Consider the following 1703-nt stretch of genomic DNA (forward strand, 5'->3'; position numbering starts at 1 on the left):
TTTAGGATAAGCCCTCGACCGATTAGTATTGGTCAGCTGCACGCATTGCTGCGCTTCCACCTCCAACCTATCAACCTCGTCGTCTACAAGGGGTCTTACGAATTGGGAAATCTCATCTTGAGGGGGGCTTCACGCTTAGATGCTTTCAGCGCTTATCCCGTCCGTACTTGGCTACCCAGCGGTGCTCCTGGCGGAACAACTGGTACACCAGCGGTACGTCCATCCCGGTCCTCTCGTACTAAGGACAGCTCCTCTCAAATTTCCTACGCCCACGACAGATAGGGACCGAACTGTCTCACGACGTTCTGAACCCAGCTCGCGTACCGCTTTAATGGGCGAACAGCCCAACCCTTGGGACCTACTTCAGCCCCAGGATGCGATGAGCCGACATCGAGGTGCCAAACCTCCCCGTCGATGTGGACTCTTGGGGGAGATAAGCCTGTTATCCCCAGGGTAGCTTTTATCCGTTGAGCGATGGCCCTTCCATGCGGTACCACCGGATCACTAAGCCCGACTTTCGTCCCTGCTCGACTTGTTGGTCTCGCAGTCAAGCTCCCTTCTGCCTTTGCACTCTTCGAATGATTTCCAACCATTCTGAGGGAACCTTGGGGCGCCTCCGTTACTCTTTAGGAGGCGACCGCCCCAGTCAAACTGCCCGCCTGACACTGTCCCCGAACCGGGTCACGGTCCCAGGTTAGAACTCCGATACGATCAGGGTGGTATCCCAACGGCGCCTCCGCACAAGCTTGCGCTCATGCTTCCCAGGCTCCCACCTATCCTGTACAGATCGTACCAAAGTCCAATATCAAGCTGCAGTAAAGCTCCATGGGGTCTTTCCGTCTTGTCGCGGGTAACCTGCATCTTCACAGGTATTAAAATTTCACCGGATCTCTCGTTGAGACAGCGCCCAAGTCGTTACGCCATTCGTGCGGGTCAGAATTTACCTGACAAGGAATTTCGCTACCTTAGGACCGTTATAGTTACGGCCGCCGTTTACTGGGGCTTCGGTTCACAGCTTCGGATTGCTCCTAACCGCTCCCCTTAACCTTCCAGCACCGGGCAGGCGTCAGCCCGTATACTTCGCCTTGCGGCTTCGCACAGACCTGTGTTTTTGCTAAACAGTCGCTTGGGCCTATTCACTGCGGCCCCCTCGGGCTATTCACCCTACCGAGGCACCCCTTCTCCCAAAGTTACGGGGTCATTTTGCCGAGTTCCTTAACGAGAGTTCTTCCGCGCGCCTTAGAATTCTCTTCTCGCCTACCTGTGTCGGTTTGCGGTACGGGCACCTTCGCCTGGCTAGAGGCTTTTCTCGGCAGTGTGAGATCATGACCTTCGGTACTGCAATGTTCCCTCCCCGTCACAGCCCAGCCTTCACGATGTGCGGATTTGCCTACACATCAGCCTCACTGCTTGGACAGACATCCATCGGTCTGCGTCACTACCCTACTGCGTCACCCCATCACTCATAACGGCTTACGGTGGTACAGGAATTTCAACCTGTTGTCCTTCGACTACGCCTTTCGGCCTCGCCTTAGGTCCCGACTTACCCTGAGCGGACGAACCTTCCTCAGGAACCCTTAGGCTTTCGGCGGACAAGATTCTCACTTGTCTTTTCGTTACTCATACCGGCATTCTCACTTGTGTACTCTCCAGCGCTCCTTACGGTACGCCTTCAGCGCATACACAACGCTCCCCTACCACTG

The 1703-nt window shown here is 55.4% G+C and carries 1 rRNA gene; it reads right to left on the bottom strand.

Annotation, left to right across the window (positions count from 1 at the left end):
• Nucleotides 1–2 precede the first annotated feature (2 nt).
• Nucleotides 3–1703, bottom strand: a 23S ribosomal RNA gene (locus KQI79_RS27235); the annotation flags it as partial.

This window comes from Paenibacillus sp. MSJ-34 (assembly GCF_018918005.1).
Taxonomy (GTDB): domain Bacteria; phylum Bacillota; class Bacilli; order Paenibacillales; family Paenibacillaceae; genus MSJ-34.